Origin of the sequence: Mucilaginibacter antarcticus (assembly GCF_042686155.1) — a bacterium.
GTDB lineage: Bacteria > Bacteroidota > Bacteroidia > Sphingobacteriales > Sphingobacteriaceae > Mucilaginibacter > Mucilaginibacter antarcticus.
In genome coordinates, this window is record NZ_JBHUON010000024.1 from 22853 (window position 1) to 39631 (window position 16779).

Annotated in this window: 14 protein-coding genes; 11 read left to right on the forward strand and 3 right to left on the reverse strand. The window is 42.6% G+C overall.

All coding sequences use genetic code 11. The annotated features are described in order from the left end of the window. Window positions 1-99: 99 nt before the first annotated feature. Entirely contained in the window at window positions 100-900 is an 801-nt protein-coding gene (locus ACFSYC_RS16535; protein WP_377129823.1) for an SDR family oxidoreductase, read from the reverse strand. 130 nt (window positions 901-1030) lie between these two features. Here ACFSYC_RS16535 and ACFSYC_RS16540 point away from each other — a divergent pair, with 130 nt between their 5' ends. The 10 genes from ACFSYC_RS16540 to ACFSYC_RS16585 all read left to right on the forward strand — a co-directional run bounded on the left by ACFSYC_RS16540 (window position 1031) and on the right by ACFSYC_RS16585 (window position 12454). Further along, complete coding sequence (locus tag ACFSYC_RS16540) at window positions 1031-1522, forward strand: hypothetical protein (protein WP_377129825.1); 492 nt, start codon at window positions 1031-1033, stop codon at window positions 1520-1522. A gap of 4 nt (window positions 1523-1526) precedes the next feature. Further along, window positions 1527-2426 (forward strand): hypothetical protein, encoded by a 900-nt coding sequence (locus ACFSYC_RS16545; protein ID WP_377129827.1) that lies wholly within the window; start codon window positions 1527-1529, stop codon window positions 2424-2426. Between the two features lie 9 nt (window positions 2427-2435). Beyond that, on the forward strand, window positions 2436-3575 hold the full coding sequence (locus tag ACFSYC_RS16550; protein ID WP_377129829.1) for a beta-ketoacyl-ACP synthase III: 1140 nt from the start codon (window positions 2436-2438) through the stop codon (window positions 3573-3575). Between the two features lie 105 nt (window positions 3576-3680). Next, entirely contained in the window at window positions 3681-4094 is a 414-nt protein-coding gene (locus ACFSYC_RS16555; protein WP_377129831.1) for a hypothetical protein, read from the forward strand. Next, on the forward strand, window positions 4078-5091 hold the full coding sequence (locus ACFSYC_RS16560; RefSeq protein ID WP_377129833.1) for a BtrH N-terminal domain-containing protein: 1014 nt from the start codon (window positions 4078-4080) through the stop codon (window positions 5089-5091). The genes ACFSYC_RS16555 and ACFSYC_RS16560 overlap by 17 nt, the downstream gene beginning before the upstream one ends. After that, complete coding sequence (locus ACFSYC_RS16565; protein WP_377129835.1) at window positions 5085-5834, forward strand: ABC transporter ATP-binding protein; 750 nt, start codon at window positions 5085-5087, stop codon at window positions 5832-5834. The genes ACFSYC_RS16560 and ACFSYC_RS16565 overlap by 7 nt, the downstream gene beginning before the upstream one ends. After that, on the forward strand, window positions 5834-7123 hold the full coding sequence (locus tag ACFSYC_RS16570) for an ABC transporter permease (protein ID WP_377129837.1): 1290 nt from the start codon (window positions 5834-5836) through the stop codon (window positions 7121-7123). Before ACFSYC_RS16565 ends, ACFSYC_RS16570 begins: the two co-directional genes overlap by 1 nt. 7 nt (window positions 7124-7130) lie before the next feature. Continuing rightward, complete coding sequence (locus ACFSYC_RS16575; RefSeq protein ID WP_377129839.1) at window positions 7131-7394, forward strand: phosphopantetheine-binding protein; 264 nt, start codon at window positions 7131-7133, stop codon at window positions 7392-7394. A gap of 257 nt (window positions 7395-7651) precedes the next feature. Continuing rightward, window positions 7652-10453, forward strand: a complete 2802-nt coding sequence (locus ACFSYC_RS16580) for a RecQ family ATP-dependent DNA helicase (protein WP_377129841.1) — start codon at window positions 7652-7654, stop codon at window positions 10451-10453. 18 nt (window positions 10454-10471) lie between these two features. Further along, complete coding sequence (locus ACFSYC_RS16585; protein ID WP_377129843.1) at window positions 10472-12454, forward strand: UvrD-helicase domain-containing protein; 1983 nt, start codon at window positions 10472-10474, stop codon at window positions 12452-12454. 38 nt (window positions 12455-12492) lie between these two features. Here ACFSYC_RS16585 and ACFSYC_RS16590 read toward each other — a convergent pair whose 3' ends face one another. Together ACFSYC_RS16590 and ACFSYC_RS16595 are read right to left on the reverse strand one after the other, a co-directional pair. Continuing rightward, window positions 12493-13599 (reverse strand): acyltransferase family protein, encoded by a 1107-nt coding sequence (locus ACFSYC_RS16590; RefSeq protein WP_377129845.1) that lies wholly within the window; start codon window positions 13597-13599, stop codon window positions 12493-12495. Window positions 13600-13649: 50 nt separating this feature from the next. Then, the gene (locus tag ACFSYC_RS16595; RefSeq protein ID WP_377129847.1) at window positions 13650-15299 is read right to left on the reverse strand and encodes a DUF4980 domain-containing protein; all 1650 of its coding nucleotides are present in this window, start codon (window positions 15297-15299) and stop codon (window positions 13650-13652) included. A 253-nt stretch (window positions 15300-15552) separates the two neighbouring features. Here ACFSYC_RS16595 and ACFSYC_RS16600 point away from each other — a divergent pair, with 253 nt between their 5' ends. Then, window positions 15553-16707 (forward strand): PepSY-associated TM helix domain-containing protein, encoded by a 1155-nt coding sequence (locus tag ACFSYC_RS16600; RefSeq protein WP_377129849.1) that lies wholly within the window; start codon window positions 15553-15555, stop codon window positions 16705-16707. Window positions 16708-16779 lie beyond the last annotated feature (72 nt).

Below are 16779 nucleotides of genomic sequence, written 5' to 3' on the forward strand. Positions count from 1 at the left end.
TTCGAACGGAGTTAAAAATCTATTGTTTGACGAGTGCGTAACCGGCATATGTATAGATTCTCCTATTGTCTAAATGACAAATTTGAGTTAATGTGCAATCTACCTGCAATGCTCCCCCCCGTCTACACGGATCACTGTACCGTTTATCCATGCGGCTTCGTCGGTGCAAAGCAGGTATATAACGTTTGCAACGTCTTCTGGTTTTGTAATTCTTCCGGATGGATTACGGGCGGTGGCGTGCGCTATTAAACGATCGCTATCAGGGATGCGTTTTAGCGATGGCGTGGCGGTGATGCCTGCTAATATCAGGTTGGTTTTTATACCATATTTTACCAGCTCGACAGCCATGTAAGTACATAAACTTTCCAAGGACGCTTTGGCAATACCTACCGCAGCATAACCTTCCCAATATTTGTCAGAACCTTCGCTTGTTAAACCAATAATACGGGCATCAGTATCAAACAACTCTGCGGCCAGCAAGTCTTTCGCCCAGTCCAACAAACTTGTAGCCATGGCATAGATAGTTAGCTGGATATCATCCTGAGTTAACGGCTCAACATCACCGGTTTTTATCAAGGGTTTTAAATTCCCGCGGGCTATAGAATGCAATAACAATTTAACTTGTCCCTGCTTGCCATCTGCAAATTGCTCAATAAAAGTTGTACGGGTAGTATTGTCAAGCGCATTAATGTTGTGCAGGGTAATGGTTACCGCATACTCTTTTGCTACTTGTGATAGCTTTTCTTTTAAGGAACGTTCTGTAGCTGCAATTTCCCTATACAGTACGGCAACGTTCATCCCGTGCCGGGCAAGCTTTTGGACAGCGGCCAAACCAAACCCGCTTGAGCCGCCTAAAATCACCGCCCATTTCCCGGCAAATTGTTTATTGTTATTATACACTTAACCTTTGTAAATTATTAAAGTCTAAAAGTAAGGCAATTCCTGATATTTTAAGGCTTGTATATACTACTAATTGGGCAAAACGTTAATATTAGCTATATTTGCCTTTACTGACACCTACCAAACATCTATGAAAATAAGACTGATTTTAGCCTTGCTCCTGTTGCTGCCCGGCTTTATTGTTCAGGCCCAAAGTAGTCAGCAAAAGATTGATAAAGCTGCTTTTTACACCGTGATGAACAGCGGCGACTTAGAGGCTGTTGACAATGAGATAGCGGTTGTTATCGCTTCCATATCCGCAGAAAAAGATGGCTATCTGGGCGCATTACTAATGCGTAAAGCCGGTTTAGTAAAACGCCCTGCCGACAAGTTAAGATTCTTTAAAGCCGGACGTTTAAAATTTGACCCGGCTATTGCTGCAGATAAGGATAATTTAGAATTTCATTTCTTGCGATTTGCGATACAGGAACATGCTCCAAAAATCGTAAAATATAAAGCCGATTTGCAAAACGATAAATCAGCTATTATTAATGGGTATAAAAACGCCCCTATCGCTGTTAAAAGCGCAATAGCAGACTACGCCAAAAAATCGAAGCTGCTAAAACCCAGTGACCTTAACTAACGACATGAGTAAGAAAGTATTAGCTATTTATTATTCGCAGTCGGGCCAGTTAGGCGAGATTATTGACAATTTTACACAGCCATTAATTGATGCCGGTCATTCGGTTGAGAAAGTGCGGATTGGTTTAATCACTGAACCCAATTTCCCTTGGACGGCCGACACTTTTTTCAGTGTAATGCCCGATTGCCAGCTGGATGTTCCTGCCTCACTGCTTCCCTTTGAACTCAGGGAGGACAAATACGACTTAATAGTTTTAGGATACCAGGCTTGGTTTCTATCTCCAAGTATTCCGTTTAACTCGCTGATGCAAGACGAGAAGTTGAAAGTGGTTTTAAAAGACACACCCGTAATCACAGCAACCGGTGCACGTAACATGTGGCTTAGCGCTTTTGTGCGGGTGAAAAAATTAATCAACGCCGCCGGTGGTAAGCTGGTGGGTAACATCGCTTTAGTTGATACGCACCCAAACCCTGTAAGTTTTGTCACCATTTTTCATTGGATGCTGCATGGAAAAAAAGACAGGTATCTAAACATTTTCCCGCCTCCGGGTGTTTCTGATGCGGATATAAAGCGCACCAGTGTTTTTGGCAATAACGTAATATCACATTTAGAAAGCAATAACTGGGGAGACCTGCAAACCGAATTGGACGCAAACAAAGCAGTTGTGCTAAACTATAACCTAATGGTTATTGAAAGCACGGCCAGCAAAATATTTAAGGTTTGGGCAAATTTCATTTCGAAACGAAATAACAAACTGCCGTGGATAAGGGCTTATAAATATTACCTGTTGATTGCTTTTTTTGTTGGCGCGCCTATATTGATTACACTGGATGGCATTTTATTCAGATTTACTTCGCCAAAGCGCATCAAGGCGAAGAAACAATATTATTTAAATTTAAATTAGCCGAATAGTATGCCTGTTTATATAACTAATACTTCTAAATTTCTACCTAATGAGCCGGTTGCCAACGACGACATGGAACAGTACCTTGGTTACATTAACAATAAACCGTCTAAATCAAAAAGTATAGTGTTGCGTAATAACGGTATCAAAAACCGCTATTACGCCCTCGAAAAAGGTGGCAAACCTACGCATACAAACGCCGAAATGACCGCTTTGGCCATTAAGGATATGTATAAAAACAATCTTGAACAACTTAATGAAGTGGAGCTGCTATCGTGCGGCACTTCATCGCCAGATCAAATGATGCCCTCGCACGGAGTAATGACCCATGGTTGGTTGCCGGAAATGGGCCCTACCGAAGTAGTATCACCGTCTGGAGTTTGTTGCGCGGGTATGCACTCTTTAAAATACGCATACCTGGCTATAAAAGCTGGAGAAATTAAAAACGCTATCGCCACCGGCTCTGAGCGTTTTTCGGGCTTGTTAGTATCTGAAGTATTTGAAGAAGAAGCGCAGAAATTAAAAGAGCTCACTGATAATCCCTTCATCGCTTTTCAAAAAGATTTTTTACGCTGGATGTTATCTGATGGCGCATCGGCTTTCCAACTAAGCGATGAGCCAAATAAAGAAGGTTTAAGTCTCAGCATCGACTGGATAGAGGGTGTATCATACGCAAACGAGATGGAAACCTGCATGTACATGGGCTGCGACAAACAGCCAGACGGTACTATCAAAGGTTTTATGGATTACACGCCTGAGGAGATCAAAAACAAGTCGATTTTTAGTGTAAAACAAGATATCAACTTATTAAGTGATAATATCGTTGCCCTTGGCGGCAAAAAGATCAAAGAGATATTTGATAAAAAAGGGATTTTCGCTACCGAGATCGACCATTTTTTACCGCACATATCCAGCAATTTCTTCCGTAGTAAAATTTATGATCTTGTTGAGATCTATGGCGGCGGGATACCTTACGAGAAATGGTTTATAAACCTGTACACCGTAGGTAACGTTGGTGCTGCATCAGTTTATCTAATGATAGATGAGCTTTTCCACAGCGGCCGCTTGAAAAAAGGCGAAAAGATATTGCTGCTTGTCCCTGAAAGCTCACGTTTTTCTTACATGTATGCTATGCTGACTGTTTGCTAAACTCACAAAGCGCGTTTTCGTCCTGAGCTTGTTGATGAATATATGCGAGGGTCGTACCCGTGATGCTTAGATGGGTTAAGTATGACAACGCTTTAAAAATGATAAATGAAAAAAGAAGACGTTCCGCAGGATTTGGGTGCTCTGGGTAAAATAACCAAAGAGATCTGCTACGCTACGGACGAAGCCGGCAAGTATACAGCACAATCGAGCAACGGTTGGGATGTGAAGTCTACCGCTCTTGATACGGCATGGAATGATGTTGAAGAACGTATCGCGACGGCAAAGCAAAAAGTACTTAATAACCAGGCTAGCCCTATCCTATTCTTTATGGAAAAGACTTTAATGGATCTGGAGATTCTGGCTGGCTACACCGGCTTTTGGCAGTGGCAGATAAAACGGCATTTAAAGCCAGAAGTTTTTACCGGCCTATCTGAAAAAAAGCTACAAAAATATGCCGACGTTTTTAACGTCAGTATAGTTGATTTAAAAACAATGACCGTTAATGACGCTCGATTTTAACCACATACAGGCCGCCCACTGCGAAAACGGTGTAACTGTAGGTTTGTTAAAAAATGCCGGCGTCGAACAACTCACCGAGCCGCTGGCTTTTGGCATTGGCGCGGGTCTGTTTTTTGTATATATCCCGATACTCAAGATCAACAACGGGCCGGTGATTGCTTTTCGCACTATGCCAGGCTTAATATTTAAAAGAACCTGTAAGGCCTTAAATATCCCGGTTGAACGTAAAAAGTTCAGCTCTAAAAAAGCTGCAGAAACCTTTTTAAATGAGCGATTAGCCGAAGGCCATCCGGTTGGTTGTCAGGTAGGAGTTTATTATCTGCCCTATTTTCCTAAAGAATACCGCTTTCATTTCAATGCCCATAACCTTATAGTTTATGGCGCCGAAGATGGCAACTACCTGGTGAGCGACCCCGTAATGGACACCACAAACGTAATCACCGCTTATGAGCTAGAACGTGTGCGTTTTGCCAAGGGGGTATTGGCTCCTAAAGGGCAATTGTATTATCCCAGGGAAAATGTAGTGGTCACTGACGAGCAAATAAAAAAAGGAATTATCAGCGGTATCAAAAATAACGTTTTCAGTATGATAACGCCTTGGACGGGGCCTATTGCAGGCGTAAATGGCATAAGTTTTACCGGCAAAAAGATAAAAGGCTGGCGCGATAAATTAGGGGTTAAAGAAGCCGGCTCATACTTAGCACAACTGGTGCGCATGCAGGAGGAAATAGGCACGGGCGGCGGCGGTTTCAGGTATATTTACGGTGCATTCCTACAGGAAGCACATGCTTATATACCCAAAGATGAGTTCTTGAAGATATCAGAACAATTTACAGCTTCGGGCGATTTATGGCGCACTGCTGCCGTCCATGCAGCAGGCATTTACAAGGGCCGAATCGGATCGCAGGAAGATTTTAATACAATGGGCGATTACCTGCTTGAAATTGCCGAAATTGAACGCCGTGCTTTTACCCAACTTAAAAACATTAAATGGTAGCAGAGCAGGCGTTGGCCATACATGTTGAGCGCATGGGGTTCAGATATCCCGGTAATCCAGATGCATCTTTTATTGATTTGGATTTACAGGTACCAAAAGGGACACGCTTCGGCTTGTTTGGGCCTAATGGCGCCGGTAAAACTACGTTGATGAATTTGATGACCGGTGTTTTGGCGCCTGATAAAGGAAGTATCAAAATATTAGGACTGGATACTCACAATAAAGAGGTTAACAAGTTATTTGGCTTTGTGCCCCAGGATTTCTCCTTCTATCAAGAGCTCTCCCCTGTCGAGAACCTGGAGTTCTTTGGTGCCTGGGCAGGGCTAAACGCATCGGAAATAGCCAGCCGTACAGATGAATTATTAACCATATTAGGTTTAAACGATGTACGCAATAAACCGGTAGAAAAATTCTCGGGCGGGATGAAACGACGGGTCAATTTAGCAATTGGGGTTATTCATAACCCGCGGATGTTGTTTTTAGACGAGCCGACCGTGGGGGTTGATGTACAAACCCGTCACGCTATAATCAGCTATTTGCATACATTAAACCAAAACGGAACTACCCTTATCTATACCTCGCACCACTTAAGCGAGGCTGAAGACCTTTGTAACCAGATAGCATTGGTTGACGAGGGCCGGATAATTGCCGGTGGCCGTATTGATGACGTTTTGAAAGCGCACAATCATCAAAGCCTTGAAGATCTATTTATAAACCTAACAGGCAAAGCCTACCGCGATTAATGTTTAAACTCTGGCTATCCGTAAAGAAAGACATCAGGATATTGCTTCGCGATAAAGTGGGAATATCGCTTATGTTTGTGATGCCTATTGTATTGGTAGTGGTAGTTACCAGCATACAGAACAGCACCTTTCAGCTAGTAGCCAAAAACAAGCTGCCGATAGTTATTTGTAATACTGATACCGGTAAAGCCAGCGCTCAGTTTATTGAGTCAGTTAATAACATTGGGATGTTCGAGGTGGTACAAATCGCGAGCACCAAATCGGCATTTATAACGGCAGATATGGACGATAAGGATGCCATGCTCGGTGTGGTTATTCCTTCAAATTTCTCTGCGGAGATTGGCAAAAAAGCACAGGCAGCTTCTGATAAAGCGATGGAAGCTTTCAGTGGGCAAACTGATTCACCTGCTGTATCTGGTGCTAAGCCTAATAACGATCTTACGTCGTTAACCTTATATTACAACCCCAGTTTGCAGGAGTCTATGCGTTTCTCCATCCAAGGTGCCGTTCAAAGCGCTTTGCAGATTGTACAAACCCGCCAAACTTTGCGGACGCTTTACTACGACTCTAACGATAAAGAGTTACCCAAAAGCCTGGAGAACGAAATGCTGAACAGCAGCGCCAAGATCACTATGCTGCCGGCATCCAAAGATGGTACCCGCACCGCGCCTAATGCCTCGCAACACAATGTACCTGCCTGGACCATATTTGCCATGTTCTTTGTCATCATGTCGCTTGGCGGCAGTGTGGTGCGCGAGAAAGTGAGTGGGAGCTTTATCCGCCTAAAAACCTTGCCTACTAATTTTTTGGTGGGGTTGTTATCCAAGCAGATTACCTATTTGATTGTAACACTTTTACAAGCATTGGTGATCTTTTCTATGGGAATATTGCTATTTCCGCTGATAGGTTTGCCACCTCTTAATTTACCGTCGGACCTGTTTGCTTTATTTTTGGTGACTTTAGTTTGCGGTTGGTGTGCAGTAAGCTATGCTATTTGTGTAGGTGTGTTTGCCAACACGCAAGAGCAATCTAACGGCTTCGGCGCAATATCTATTGTGATATTGGCCTGCATAGGCGGCTTAATGGTGCCCAGCTTTGCAATGCAGGGGTTGGCTAAAACACTGACCAATATATCGCCGATGCATTGGTGTTTAGAGGCTTATTATAGTTTGTTTTTAGAGAATGTTAAACTGCAACACGTGCTAAACAATATCGGCTTATTATTTATTATAACCATAGTGATCCAAATCGTAACTTATTTGGGCCTGAAAAGAAAAAATTTGATATAATTACCCCATGGAAAAAGAAGCGCTGAAAGAGCAGTTAAAAGTACAAATCATACAATTTTTAAACCTGACAGACCTTACCCCTGCCGACATCAAAGACGATGATCAACTATTTGGCGATGGACTGGGTCTGGATTCTATCGACTCGCTGGAGTTGATCGTGCTATTAAAAAAAGAATATGGCATTGACATACGCGACCCAAAAGAAGGCCGCAAAGCTTTGGTAGATATTAATACTATGGCCGATTATATTGAGGAGCATAGGACGAAGTAGATTTGCTCCTATTTTAGCTTACGAAGTACTGAAACTTCGTAAGGCTAAAATAAACTACTACCGGTTCCTCTGACTTTGGTACTGAAAGCAGAATGCCCGATAAGAAATTATCGGGCGTTCTTGTTTAAGTAAAGCGCGTTTCCCGCCGTCTTTGATCCACCACGCAAACGTTGTACTTGAAGATTTCATTAAAAATATTATCTTGCATGAGAGAAATTATGCCTATAGGCATAGACGAGACCTAAGCCATCAACAAATTGAGGACCATCGCCTTTATTGACACCGAAATTGCACCTAAAACCAAACGAGTTGAGGATATTGGAGCAATAAGATGTGATGGAGCAAAATTCCATAGAAATTCAGGCGTCGAATTGACGGAATTCCTAAAAGATGTACAATATGTTTGCGGACATTTCATTATCCAACATGATCTAATGTACATTGGCAATTGGATCGAAAAGGCAGGTATCAGCACCGACAACATCATTGATACGCTGTATTGGTCGCCATTGTTATTTCCGTCCAAACCTTATCATGCACTGCTTAAAGACGATAAGCTGCAAACAGAAGAACTAAACAATCCATTGAATGATGCCATAAAGGCGCAGGATCTTTTTTACGACGAGGTAGCTACCTTTAACGCTTTAAATAAAGATATAAAACGGTTACTGTATCTTCTTTTGAATCACGACCATCATTTCAGTGGTTTTTTCAAATATCTCAACTATCGGGCAGAAGGTGATCCGGCAACACTCATTCTGCAATTGTTTAGTAAACAGATCTGCCAAAATGCCGACATTGAACAATTCATACAACAAACGCCTACAGAGCTGGCGTATTGCTTGTCATTGATCAGTGCAACCGAACAAGCTTCTATCACCCCGGGTTGGGTATTAGCGCACTTCAGGGAGGTTGAGCGTTTGATGTTCTTACTGCGGCAAAAACCCTGCATTAAAGGTTGCAACTACTGCCGTCAGGCTTTGGATGCCCACCAGGCCCTCAACCGCTATTTTGGTTATAGTTCCTTTCGTGAGTATGGCGGTCAGCCTTTACAATTGAATGCTGTTAATGCCGCTATCAATTCCAGATCATTTATCGTTGTGTTCCCTACCGGTGGGGGTAAGTCTATCACCTTTCAAGTACCGGCCTTACTAGCCGGCGAAAATGCACGTGCGCTTACTGTAGTGATATCGCCACTGCAATCGTTGATGAAAGATCAGGTAGATAATCTAGAAAAGAACGGCGTGACTAAAGCGGTGACCATCAACGGCCTGCTCGACCCGATCGCGCGCAGCAAAGCTATCCAACGCGTGGCAGACGGGTCGGCCAGTATGCTTTACATCTCTCCGGAGTTATTAAGATCGCCTATTATATACCGTTTGCTACTAAGTCGTAAAATAGCGCGGTTCGTGATAGACGAAGCGCACTGTTTTTCATCATGGGGGCAAGATTTCAGGGTAGATTTTCTCTATATAGGAGAGATGATCAAACTCATTCGCGAGTACAAACAGCTTCCTTATCCTATCCCAGTATCCTGCTTTACAGCTACGGCTAAACCGCAGGTTATTGACGACATTTGTAAATACTTTGAAGATAAACTGGGGCTTACATTAGATAGATTCACGTCCTCGGCAGCACGCACTAATTTGCACTACAAAGTGTTAGCAAAGGGTAGCGACGAAGAAAAATACCAGGCTACGCGCGAATTGATAGAAGAACAGGATAGGCCCGCTATCGTTTACGTTTCGCGCACAAGACGCGCCGAAAAATTGGCAGAACGGCTTATAGCTGATGGTCTGAATGCCAGGGCGTTCCACGGTAAATTGGATGCCGCCGAAAAAGTGGTCAATCAGGACGCATTTCTTTCGGGGCGGGTAGGGATTATGGTAGCTACATCGGCTTTCGGGATGGGTGTAGATAAAAAAGATGTTGGCATTGTGATCCATCATGACATTTCGGACTCGCTAGAAAACTATGTGCAAGAGGCAGGACGCGCCGGTCGTGACGAAAATATCGAGGCTGATTGCTATGTGCTTTTTAACGAGGAGGATCTGAACAAGCATTTTATCATGCTTAATCAAACCAAAATCTCCATCAAAGAGATAAAACAGATCTGGGCAACTATCAAATACCTCACCAATTTTCGGGACAAAATATCCTATTCGGCTTTAGAAATAGCGAGAAAGGCCGGTTGGGATGATAGTGTGGACAATATTGAAACAAGGGTTACAACGGCAATTGCTGCTCTTGAAGATGCAGGCTATCTTAAACGCGGACAGAACCAACCACGTGTTTTTGCGAATAGTATCCAGTCTAAAAATGCCCAAGAAGCTATCGAGAAGATTATGCGGTCTGAACTATTTTCAGAAAAACAAAAGGAAATGGCAGTCAGGATCATTAAAAAACTTTTCTCAAGCAAGAGCAAACGGCTATCAAGCGATGAGACTGCCGAATCGAGAGTGGACCATATCAGCGATCATTTGGGCATTGTACGGGATGATGTGATCAGAATAGTTAATCTGCTGCGTGAGGAACATATATTGGCTGATGAGTTTGACCTGACAGCATTTATAAAACGTAGCGAAGCCAAAACCAGTTCATTAAATTTGGTCAACTCGTTTGGTGCAATAGAGCGTTGCTTATTGAAGTTTATTGATGAACACGACAGAGTGTTTAATCTGAAAGAATTGAACCAAAGTTTAGAAGCCGCTGGTTGTAGCGATGTATCGCCAAATAAGATCAAAACCATCGTTAACTTTTGGGCCATCAAAAACTGGATAGACCGCACCAATTCTAATCGCTCTAAAGATCATTTTAAAGCTAAGACAAAACAAGCTGCCGACCTTACAAAAGAAAGATCTGAGAACCGGCATATGCTATCAGTTTTTATAGTTGAGTATTTGTACAAAAAGGGAAACACTATCAAGACCAACGGAGAGGAAAAAGACGAAATACTAATCGAGTTCTCCATTCAGGAATTACAAAAAGAATATCAAAAAGAATTACAACTCTTTAGCAAGACAGTTACTATTGATGATATAGAAGACGCCCTCTTCTAACTGTCCAGGATAGAAGCCGTGAAGATAGAAGGGGGATTTTTGGTGGTTTATAACAGGCTTACGGTAAAACGTTTGGAACAGAATAACAAAATAGGGTATAAAGCAGATGACTATCAGAAGCTTGAGCAATATTACCAGAACCGCACCCAGCAGATCCACATTGTAGGCGAGTACGCGCAAAAGATGATAGACGACTACGTGGGCGCGCTGCAATTTGTTGATGACTATTTCCGGCTAAACTACCCATCGTTCTTGAACAAGTATTTTAAAGGCAGTAGGCAACAAGAAATAAGCATGAACCTTACGCCTGCCAAATACAGGGAACTAATAGGCGAACTTTCGCCAACGCAAATGACTATCATTAGCGATAAGACATCAAAATACATTGTAGTAGCGGCCGGCCCAGGTAGCGGTAAAACAAAAGTATTGGTTCACAAGCTGGCATCGCTAATGATGTTGGAAGATATTAAACACGAGCAATTGCTGATGCTAACCTTCTCACGAGCCGCTGCTACCGAATTCAAAAAACGTTTATTGAAATTAGTGGGCAATGCCGCCAACTTTATCGAGATCAAAACCTTTCATTCGTATTGCTTTGATCTGTTGGGAAAAGTAGGAAGTATTAACGGAGCGGATACCATTATTAAGCGAGCCATTGAAAGGATAAAAAGCAGGGAGGTTGAACAGAATCGGATAACTAAGACAGTATTGGTGATAGATGAGGCACAGGATATGGACCAAGACAATTTCGATTTGGTTAACGCTCTGATGGCCGAAAATGAAGAGATGCGGGTGATAGCCGTTGGGGATGATGACCAAAACATCTACCAATTTCGTGGATCAGACTCTGAACATCTTAAAACACTGGCAGCGTTGGATAGAGGTAAACTTTATGAACTGACAGAAAATTACCGAAGCAAGAACAACATTGTGAAGTTTGCTAACCAATTTGTATGCTGCTTACAAGGCCGTTTAAAAGACACCCCGATAACAGCAGATCAGAAGGACGATGGTGTTTTAAAGATAAACAGGTACACACACGGTGGTCTAATCGTACCCACGGTAACCGAGATCATCACTACGCCCTTAGTGGGCAGCACGTGCGTACTAACACACACTAATAACGAAGCTGAAGAAATAGCGGGGTTGCTTTTAAAACATGGTTTAAAGGTGAAGCTTATCCGATCTAACGACGGGTTCGCACTTTACAATTTGGCCGAAATAAAATACTTTTTTGATCAGGTTAATAGCCAGGAAGTTATCCATGTAATTACGGACAAAGCTTGGGATACGGCAAAAAAATCGGCAAAAACAAAGTTTGCTAAGAGTGAAAATTGGCAGATATTGGAACAATTAAATGCAGACTTTGAGGCCGTGAATCCAAAAAAGAAATATCGATCAGACCTTGATGTTTTCATCCGCGAGTCGAGCCTGGAAGACTTCTACAAACGCGATACCGAAACCATTTTTGTGTCAACCATCCATAAATCAAAAGGGCGCGAATTTGACAATTTATACTTGATGCTAGATGGATTACAAGACACCCTCACTGAACAGCAAAAACGAGAACTTTATGTAGCAATAACGCGCGCTAAAAATAACCTTACCGTCCATTTGACTAGTAGACATTTCGATCATATCCACACTACAAATATGCATCTGACGAATATAACAGGACAAAACCCAGCGGCTAACCAATTATCAATGCACTTAACACATAAAGATGTTCAGCTAAACCACTTTTATAATGTGCAATCTGCCGTCGACAAGTTATTGGCAGGTGATAACTTGCAATATCTCGGTGAGGAATATTTAGAAAGCAGTGGTTACCCGGTGATCAAATTCTCCAAGCAGTTCATGGAAAAGATAGTGTCGCTAAAAGCCAAAAACTTCAAGTTAAAAGAAGCCGTTGTTAATTATGTTGTTTGGTGGCAAAAAGAAGGCACTCAACAACAGGTCATGATCGTGTTACCTAAGCTCACATTCGAAAAAGAAAGCTAACCAACAATTCCCATTAACAAAAAAGCTACCCCTTATTCCTACCCCAACTTCTCCCTTAACCACTTCCTCAAAGGTTCATCATACCGTTTCAAAGCAGCGTAGGCCAAAACAGTAGCCCCAACTAATATAGCTGCCGCATAAGGCAGGGCCTGCCCAATAGTCATACCTTTGTTATTGCTTACCCAGGCTACATAGAAATACACTATGGGGTAATGTACCATGTAAAGCGGATAGGATATATCGCCTAAAAACTTGCATACCTTTTTCCCTGGCTGACTTTCTATTAAACCACTCGCACCCAGGTATACTATCAAAGGGAAAACAAAAACAATACACACCGCGTCGTAGATTCCGTTTAACCAAAGCTGCTCAGCGCCGCCAATCCGTGGCATGTAAAGAACCGCCGCTACCAAAAGGCTGCACCATAAAAAGGCATTTTTAATTTGAGATGGTTTAGCTATACGTGACAGTAACAAGCCGGCAAAGAACGGGTACATAACACGGGTAAAGCCTATTCGTACCTGCGTTACATTCAGCGTCCAGCCGCCACTTACGTCGCCGTTTGCTATAGACAGTTGCGCAATAGCTATTGCAGAGATTACTACCAGGATAGTTAATGCTGTTTTTGAGAACTTCCTGATCCAAACAGCGTACAGGATATTGGCAATGTATTCAAAAAACAATGACCATCCTACACTATTCAACGGATGCATCTCTTCCCAGCCTCGAATATCAAGCGATAATGGTACAGGCAGGATAGTAAAGCCAACCAGCATCACCAAAAGCATCTTCCAAAGCGGAACGGTATGAATAAGCGGCCATAGCGTCGAATCTGTATAATAAAATCCTATAGCGCCCATGGTCATTCCCAAAACCACCATTGGTTGCAAACGTATGATACGGCGCTTAAAAAAACCACCAATGGTCATTTTATTCCAACGATCATCGTAGGCGTAGCCCATTACGAAACCTGATAACAGAAAGAAAAAGTCGACCGCGAGGTAACCGTGATTAACGAACTTATCTAAATTGCTGGTCGAGAACGGTTCAGCAAGGTGAAACGTTACTACAATTATAGCAGCAACACCACGAAGACCGTCTAATATAGGATAGTGTGGCTTGGTAGCCAGATCGTTATTGTTCATTAAAAATTCGATATGTTAATTATAAGTCTGTTTCTACTTGGTATTACCGATTACTCCCAAATCGATTTAACTTTATAAATCTCCAGGTTCTTAACCTCAATGTTATTTCCCCAAAACTTATAGCCTTCATTATTGCGACCGCCATTTTTTCGTTGTAAAGAATAGGAATAAGCGCCATTGTCAATAAACATTTCTGCAGAGGTGCGGTCAATGTAGCAATCAACAGTGATTTCCATGCTGGTCATTTCTTCCGGCGAATAAAACCTGCCGTTAACCAGGTTGGCACTCATGTCGTAGTCCAATAAATTCTGGCCATTAAACCCAAGCCCGGCGCTGGTTGCGTGCGATAGCTTAATGGTGGCTTTTACCCGGAGACGATCGGTAATGTTAAACTCTTTCAGTTTCTCGTTGGCTTCAACCTCTTTTAAATTACTCCACTGCCCTACTTTTTCAAAGAGTTGCTCCGTTTCTTTTATTGGGCTGCTAAACAAACGGACGCCATCTTTAGTGGTTTTCAGCGTAAGCTGAGTTGGCAACAGCATCATACCATTAAAAGGCATACCCGAATGCGAAAGGCGTGCCCAACCAATTTGGATACGACGACCGTCACTTTCTGGTATATTGGTAAAGGTTTGAGCAGCGTAAATAGTACCACTGCTAAAAAAATGTTTACCGCTCTCCGGCGTAAACTTTTTACCGTCAAAACTACCGATCATGTACGTATTCGATGCACCGTACATTACCCATTTGGTTTTGGTTTTGTCGCCGTCAATTGGTAGCTCAAACAGGTCGGGGCACTCCCAAAAACCAGTGGTGTGGCTTTGATACTTCCAGTCTTTAAGGTTGCTTGAATTGTAGATAGAGTGGCCGTCGCGCTCGTTTAACACCAATACCCAGTGTTTACCCGGGGCATACCAAAACACACGTGGGTCTCGGGTATCCTGGCTGTTCCATTTTTCTTTAGAGTCTATTAGTGGGTTGCCACTATACTTGGTGAAAGTGCGCCCTTTATCAACGCTGTAAGCCATACTTTGCACTTGTTTACCATGGCCATCTACCGTATAAGTTACAACCATTGCAGGTGTTTTGCCTTTGTTAAAACCTGCGGTGTTATCGTAATCAATTACTGCTGATCCTGAAAACATAGTGCCTGAATCGTCGGGATCCAATGCTACGGCAAGTTCCTGCCAATGGATCATGTCTTTGCTCGCTGCATGTCCCCAAGACATATTTTCCCACTCTTTTTCAAACGGATTATGCTGATAAAACATGTGATACTCGCCTTCGAAAAATATTAAACCGTTAGGGTCATTTATCCAACCACGGCGAGTGGTAAAATGATACTGGGGTCGATTCTTTTCGTTGTACATAGAATCCTGCCCAGCTATTTTATCGTCCTGGTATATCTTTAATAAGCCGGCATTATCGCCTTGGTAGCTAATAGTAACAGTTTTGCCTTTAAAGCTGCTTACATCATAAAATACCCAATATTCGGGTTCGCCATTTGCCAGTCGTATATTAAATGTCCTTTCCTTTTTACCTCCGACAGTAAACTGCATCACCGCTCTTTTTTGAGACTGTGATATCGGAAAGTTGAGATATTTCTTGGTGATCTTTATAGGTAAGTCGGCCGCCTGAATATTTACCGCGCTAAAGGTAAGTAAGCAAGCGGCAAGCGTTGCTTTAAATAAATTATTCATAATAAACTGGGAATTTTTAATTGATTGCCCTAAGTTATATATTTTGCTTTATTAAGCTATCCTGCGGTCGCGAAATTTCACCTTGTAGATATCCTTGCCGCAACATGCCCTTTACAATAACACATGCTGAAACCATAAACATTTATTTAATCCGCTTAATCACTGCGGATTTTGTCCCTTGCGAAAAATTTCACAGTCTCGGGTCTTATTTTGAATTAGTCTAAATAATGCTTTAATTTGCGACTTTAAAACGATGAGCGAATTAACAAGTATCAAAAAATGGTTTTGGTGGCACAGGTGGTCCAGCCTTATCTGCACACTTTTTTTATTGATGCTTTGCCTAACTGGCCTGCCGCTCATTTTTACAGAAGAGCTAACCCACGCTTTAAGCAACGACCCGCCATATACTGTAGTACCTAAGAATACCCCGCTCAGGAGCTTTAACGAACTTTCTAATGCTGCTCGCCAGCTTTATCCGGGGCATGCGATAAGCTCAATTTATTTAGATGAACATGAGCCACAGGTTTGGCTAAGTATGATCCCTGGCATTAAAGACGATCCCAAATTTACCCATACCATACAATTCGACGCCCGTACAGGAGCGGTACGCAAAGATAACCTAGCGGAAAATGTGGCTCCAAAAACCTTTATGGACATGATGTTTAATCTGCATGTCGATATGTTTATGGGGCTACCCGGCGAACTTTTCCTGGGCGTTATGGGCCTGTTGTTCGTAATATCAATTATTTCGGGCGTAGTTTTATACGGCCCTTTTATGAAGAAGTTAGACTTCGGCGAGATCAGAAAACACAGGTCAAGCCGCTTAAAATGGCTTGATTTGCATAACCTGTTAGGTATAGCTACTGCCGTTTGGCTATTGGTTGTCGGTGCAACGGGAGTGTTCAATGACCTGTCTACCCCATTATTTGGTCTATGGCAAATGACAGACGTTAAAACCATGCTGGACAGCTACAAAGGCAAAACCACACCAAACGCTGCAGAATTAGCACCGGTACAGGAAGCATTTGAAGTTGCCCAAAAAACTTTACCTACCATGAAAGTGGTTAGTATTGTTTACCCGGGCAATATTTACGGCAGCCCTTATCACTACCTTTTTTGGGCTCAGGGTAATACTCCTTTAACATCCCGGTTATACAGCCCCATACTTGTCGATGCCCGCAGCGGCAAACTGGATAAAGTTTTAGAAATGCCGTTTTACCTGCGCGCGCTCGAAGTATCGCGCCCGCTGCATTTTGGCGATTACGGCGGCATGCCATTAAAAGTGCTTTGGGCTTTGTTTGATGTTATGGCTATTATGGTACTCATCGGCGGAGTGTACTTATGGATGGTTCGCCGTAAGTTTTATAAAAATTATTTTGAAAGACTGTCTAACGAAGAGACCGCCTAATGACTACACAATTTAAAAAAATCTGGACACAACCTATTTGGTTAGGGGCAATTTCGATATTTGGGCTGTTAT